Origin of the sequence: Polaromonas sp. (assembly GCF_012927415.1) — a bacterium.
Lineage (GTDB): Bacteria > Pseudomonadota > Gammaproteobacteria > Burkholderiales > Burkholderiaceae_C > Polaromonas.
The window spans coordinates 1-4,730 of record NZ_JABBPF010000016.1 but is presented as its reverse complement, the minus strand read 5'-3'; the positions used below and the strand labels follow the sequence as shown (position 1 = coordinate 4,730).

General features: G+C 60.4%; 6 protein-coding genes and 1 pseudogene. 3 read left to right on the top strand and 4 right to left on the bottom strand.

Annotated elements, in window-relative coordinates:
• The 3 genes and pseudogenes from HHJ19_RS01655 to HHJ19_RS01645 all read right to left on the bottom strand — a co-directional run.
• Nucleotides 1-208, bottom strand: a pseudogene (locus tag HHJ19_RS01655) (plastocyanin); the annotation flags it as partial.
• Nucleotides 209-258: 50 nt separating this feature from the next.
• Nucleotides 259-702, bottom strand: a complete 444-nt coding sequence (locus HHJ19_RS01650; protein ID WP_296903514.1) for a group 1 truncated hemoglobin — start codon at nt 700-702, stop codon at nt 259-261.
• A 41-nt stretch (nt 703-743) separates the two neighbouring features.
• Nucleotides 744-1,664, bottom strand: a complete 921-nt coding sequence (locus HHJ19_RS01645) for a DUF3034 family protein (protein ID WP_296903512.1) — start codon at nt 1,662-1,664, stop codon at nt 744-746.
• Between the two features lie 198 nt (nt 1,665-1,862).
• Between HHJ19_RS01645 and HHJ19_RS01640 the strand changes: the two genes are divergently transcribed.
• Nucleotides 1,863-2,342 (top strand): c-type cytochrome, encoded by a 480-nt coding sequence (locus HHJ19_RS01640; RefSeq protein WP_296903510.1) that lies wholly within the window; start codon nt 1,863-1,865, stop codon nt 2,340-2,342.
• A gap of 28 nt (nt 2,343-2,370) precedes the next feature.
• On the opposite strand, the gene HHJ19_RS01635 is transcribed toward HHJ19_RS01640, so the two are convergent.
• Complete coding sequence (locus HHJ19_RS01635; RefSeq protein WP_296903516.1) at nt 2,371-3,573, bottom strand: DNA polymerase IV; 1,203 nt, start codon at nt 3,571-3,573, stop codon at nt 2,371-2,373.
• Between the two features lie 235 nt (nt 3,574-3,808).
• Here HHJ19_RS01635 and HHJ19_RS17990 point away from each other — a divergent pair, with 235 nt between their 5' ends.
• Entirely contained in the window at nt 3,809-4,090 is a 282-nt protein-coding gene (locus HHJ19_RS17990) for a tripartite tricarboxylate transporter substrate-binding protein (RefSeq protein WP_366929372.1), read from the top strand.
• Nucleotides 4,071-4,730 (top strand): TetR/AcrR family transcriptional regulator (locus tag HHJ19_RS01630; RefSeq protein WP_296903508.1); only part of this gene is annotated, 660 nt, incomplete at its 3' end. The genes HHJ19_RS17990 and HHJ19_RS01630, both read left to right, overlap by 20 nt.

The following is a 4,730-nucleotide window of genomic DNA, read 5'->3' as shown; positions in this document are numbered from 1 at the left end:
CAGGAATAAACTGCATTTTTTCCTGGCTGATGTTGGCGTGCTGGGGCAGGGCGGTCTTGGGCAGAGCGGTCTTGTTGGCGGGTATCACCACCACCACCGCGTCGGGAACCGGTTTACCTTCCTTGTCCAGCACGGCGACCACCAGGCTGCCAGCAGACGCCCATGCGCATAAAGTGGAAAGTACGGATAAAAGAAGTATTTTTTTCATGAGGTGGGGTGTAGCGCCTAGGGATGAATCAGGTTGATGCCGGGGGCAATTCACTTGGGCGTAATGATGTCCCGATGCATGGGGGCCAGCAGGGCCAGCATCTGGTTTTGCCGGGTAAACGCAATCCCCCTGGCATCCATGCTTTGCTGCAGCACCTCTACCAGCGCATGGAAATCCGATTTGGTGACGTCCAGATTGGCGTGGCTTGTTTTCATGTCGACGCCCTTGTAAACGCAAGGTCCGCCGCCTAATGCGCAGAGCTGCTCGACGAGTTGCTCCTTGATATGCTGCTGGTTGGCCGGCCGGAAGTGCGGGCCGGTACGCGGGTCGGCCAGCAGGCGCACCATGAAGTCGTCCATCAGTGAAACCAGCCCGGTTTTTTCGCCGAAGGCCTGGTACAACTGGTCGTCTTTCGGGCTTGTTTGTGCAAAGCCCAGGCCGGCCACGAACAGGCTTGAAGCCAGCAATGCAATGGAGAATATGGATTTTTTCATGCTTGTTCTTTCAAAGACGGGGTATCCGTTGTCGGGTTAATTCAGAAGGCGAGTTGGGCCGACAGGTAGTAGCCGGTCTGCTTGCGGCTGGCGGTCGTGGCCGGCACGATTACGCCCAGGTCCACATAGGCCAGCGTGAGCGAGAAATTTTTGTTCGGAGCCCATGCGACGAAAATATCTTTCCAGTCTTCCGAGCGCAGTCCGTTGCCCAGGTTTGCCGCACGGCCTGCTGTTTCCAGCCGGTTGCGCATGAAACGGTACTCGGCACCGATGGCGATGTTTTTGCTCAACAGATAAGCCAGCGAAAACTCCGGTTGCAGCCGGTAGCGGCTTTCATCGCCATTGAGCGTGGCGCCAAAGCCCAGCAGGCCGTTCTGGTTGGCCTTGGTGGCACGCAGCGTGCCGTTGAGTAGCAGGCTCTGGCCCAACAGCAGCTTGCTGGCGCTGACATAAAAATCGGTGCCGCTGCGTTTGGCGCCCAGCGCGTCCAGCGTCGCGTCAAAGCCGGTTGATGCCAGAGTCTTGTATTGAACGCCCACCGCCACTTGCGGCATGAGTGTGTCGCTGTCGAGCACCGCATCACCCAGCACGCGGACCTTGGCGCCCAGGATGGTCTGCTTGAGGTGCAGGCCAGGCAGGCCCAGCGCCGTTCCGGTGCCCCGGGTGTTCAGATCCTGTCGGGCCACCGAGAACTCGTAGCGGTCGTCAACGCCCAGCGCGGCACCATAGATGTTGAGACCATAGTCCTTGGTGCCGACGTTCGTAAGAAAGGCCGAGGCGCCGGTTTCGCCGGCGGTCGCATTGCTGCCGATCACCGCCCAGGGCGTGAGCCCGCCGCCCGCCGCGCCTTCAATTGTGCTGACGCCCCCGGTGAGCAGCAATTTTCCGGTGTCAGCCTGAGCGCCCGCACAAAATACAGAAGCGCAGGCCGCAATCAGGGAAGTCGCGAGTTTGATCGTCATTAAAAATCCTGCCCTGGAGGGGTTAAAAGTATCAAAAGTAATTAGTTGTGAACAAATGATACGGGAAGCGAGTCCGGCTGGATTCAATAATTTGCGCTGCCGGATGAATCCGGGTGCAAATAAATCACGTATCTTCAAGATCTTGGCGAACCGGCCAGGCTGGCGCTCAGCCCAAAACCAAAAATGAGAAAAATGCCGATGAATGCAGACGACAAGCCGCAAGATCCCCTCGTTTGCACGAGTTCTGGCGGGGTAGCGCCACGCGTGGAAATATCGGCCGGCACGGCAGTTCTCCTAAGCTTGGCGCTTGCTTGCGCCGGGGCTTGCGCCCAGACGGTTTCTGCGGCTGCTCCGTTGCGCCAGTGGCGCACGCCCCCGTTGGGCGACGCCCTGCGCGGCATGGCCCTCTACCAAGAGCGTTGCACGGCCTGCCACGCGGTGGACAGCAACAAAACTGGTCCAGCCCACCGCGGGGTGATGGGTCGACGCGTGGGTAGCATGCCGGGCTACAAATACTCAATCGAACTGGCCCAGTCGCGTTTGCGCTGGACGCCGCAAACGCTCAATGCCTGGCTTGAAGATCCCGAGGAGCTAATAGCAGGGCAGCGCATGGGCTTTCAGGTGGAAAGCGAACAGGAGCGCGCCGACCTGATTGCCTATCTTGCGCAGTTGAAGTGAGACCGGCTCGTGTTCGTGGTCTGCAGCGCTAGAAAAGTTGATCTGTTGCTATTATATTAATAGCGTCTTGTGGCCGTATTGATTGGACAAGAGACGTATTTTGCTCAAAAACAGGAATTGAGCCGGCTTTTGCCAAGGCGCTGGCACGAACCCCCAGCAGGCGCAGGCGTTTGTCCAGGGGCACGCGCTTCAGGCAAAGCCCTGCCAATTTGCGAATGGTCGCGGCGTCGGCCGTGTAAGTCGGAGCCGTCTGATCACGGGTAGAAATCCTGAAATCGTCATAGCGCAGCTTGATGCCGATGGTTTTGGCGACATAACCTTTGCGTTGCAGGTCCAGGGCCAGTTTGCTGCAAAGCCCGGTGAAAATCTGGCCGAGTTCCTGCCGGTCGCGTACCGCGTGCAGATCGCGGTCAAAGGTGGTTTCCCGACTGATGCTGACGGGCTCGCTCTCCAGCACGAGCGGGCTGTCATCGCGGCCCCAGGCGACCTCATGCATCCAGGCCCCCGTGGCTTTGCCGAAGCGGGCGATCAGCCACTGCGGATCCTGCTCCGCTAGCCGGCCAATGGTGTGGATGTCCAGGCTGGCCAGCTTTTCGCCAGCCTTGGGACCAATGCCATTGATCTTGCGGACGTTAAGCGGCCAGATGCTGGTTTGCAGGTCGCTCTCCTGAACAATCGAAATGCCATTGGGTTTGTTGAACTCGCTGGCCATCTTGGCCAGCAGTTTGTTGGGTGCCACGCCGATCGAGCAGGTCAGACCGGTCTTGTCAAAAATGCCTTTCTGGATCAGCCGGGCCAGCACGCGGCCGCCTTCGCGCTGGCCTCCCGGCACGTTGGTGAAGTCGATATAGACCTCGTCCACGCCGCGGTCCTGCATCAGTGGGGCAATTTCCGTGACGGTGCTTTTAAAGAGGCGCGAGTATTTGCGTATTTCGTCAAAATCGACTGGCAGCACGATGGCCTGCGGGCACAGTCTGGCCGCCTTCATCATGCCCATGGCCGACCCCACGCCAAACTGCCGCGCCGCATAGGTTGCCGTGGTGATCACACCGCGGCCCACGTAATCCTTGAGCAGGGGAAAGTCGGCCACCGGTATGAATCGCAGCGCCCGTCCGCCCTCTTTGGCCAGCAGCGCTTCGTCCACACTGCGTCTGCCGCCGCCAATCACCACCGGCAATCCCTTGAGTTGGGGGTAGCGCAACAACTCGACCGATGCAAAAAATGCATCCATGTCGAGGTGGGCAACGCGTCGCGGCCGGGCGGGGCCGGGGAAATGGGTGGTCAGAAGCTCGGAAGTCACGCTCAGGATTGTGCCGGCACTGGCGGTTCTTATTGGCGGCGCAGGCGCAGTTGGGTGATAAAAACCTGCTGCTGCCCATGGGTTGCTTTGGGAGGCCTCGCCCGGTGTCGGCAACCCGCACCATCTGCCGATGGAATTCACCAAGGAACGCACAAGCAACTAAATTGTGCATGTGTTTTATCGCGGCACCGCCATCGCGATCCAGAACGTGATGAGCGGGCAGTTGCCTTTGATGGTAGCGGACACCGCCGGCGGCCTGGCGCAAATTCGCGCCGGCAAGGTGCGCGTGCTGGCCGTGCTGTCGTCCACGCGGATTGCACAGCTGCCGAGGTACCGGCGCTGGCCGAGTCCGGCGTGCCGAAGTTTGAGGCCGATTTATAAAAAGCAGTCGCTTGCTGAAATTAAGACAATCAGTTATCTTGGTTGCCATGAAAAAAACGAGCTTTAACCGCTTGCCTTCCGCAGGTGTCGCGAAGCCTGCTTCGAGGCGACCCTTCCGGGCTTCGGCCGTCTTGCAGGGATTGGCGCTGCCAGTCGAAGCGGGGGAAACCCACCGCGCGCGGGGCAGGCCCCGCAAGACGCCAGGCGAGCTCGACGACGGCAACCGCCGGCGCCTGATCATTGACGGCGCGGCGCGGCTGTTCCGCAGCAAGGGTTTTGCTGCTGCCAGCACGCGCGAAATTGCTGCCGCTGCCGGCATGCGCAGCGGCTCGCCCTTTTATCACTTCAAAAGTAAAAGCGCGCTGCTTTATGTGGTGATGGAAGAGGGCATGGCGCAGGCCGCAAAAAGCCAGCAGGCGGCGCTTGACCTTTTGCCGGCCGATGCGTCGCCCAGGGCGCGGCTGCGCTCGCTGGTGCGTAGTCATTTCGAGATTCTGCTCGGGCCCGACAGCGACTTCATTCCCGTCATGCTGTATGAGTGGCGTTCCCTCACGGCCGGGCAGCGTCTGGGTATTGCGAACATCAAGGATGGCTACGAGGCGCAATGGATGCCGGTGCTGCAAGCCCTTTCCGACAGTGGCACGCTGCGGGCAGAGCCCGCCGTGGGGCGCCGCGGTGGGTGCGGGGCGCGGCACAGGGCGGGGCCG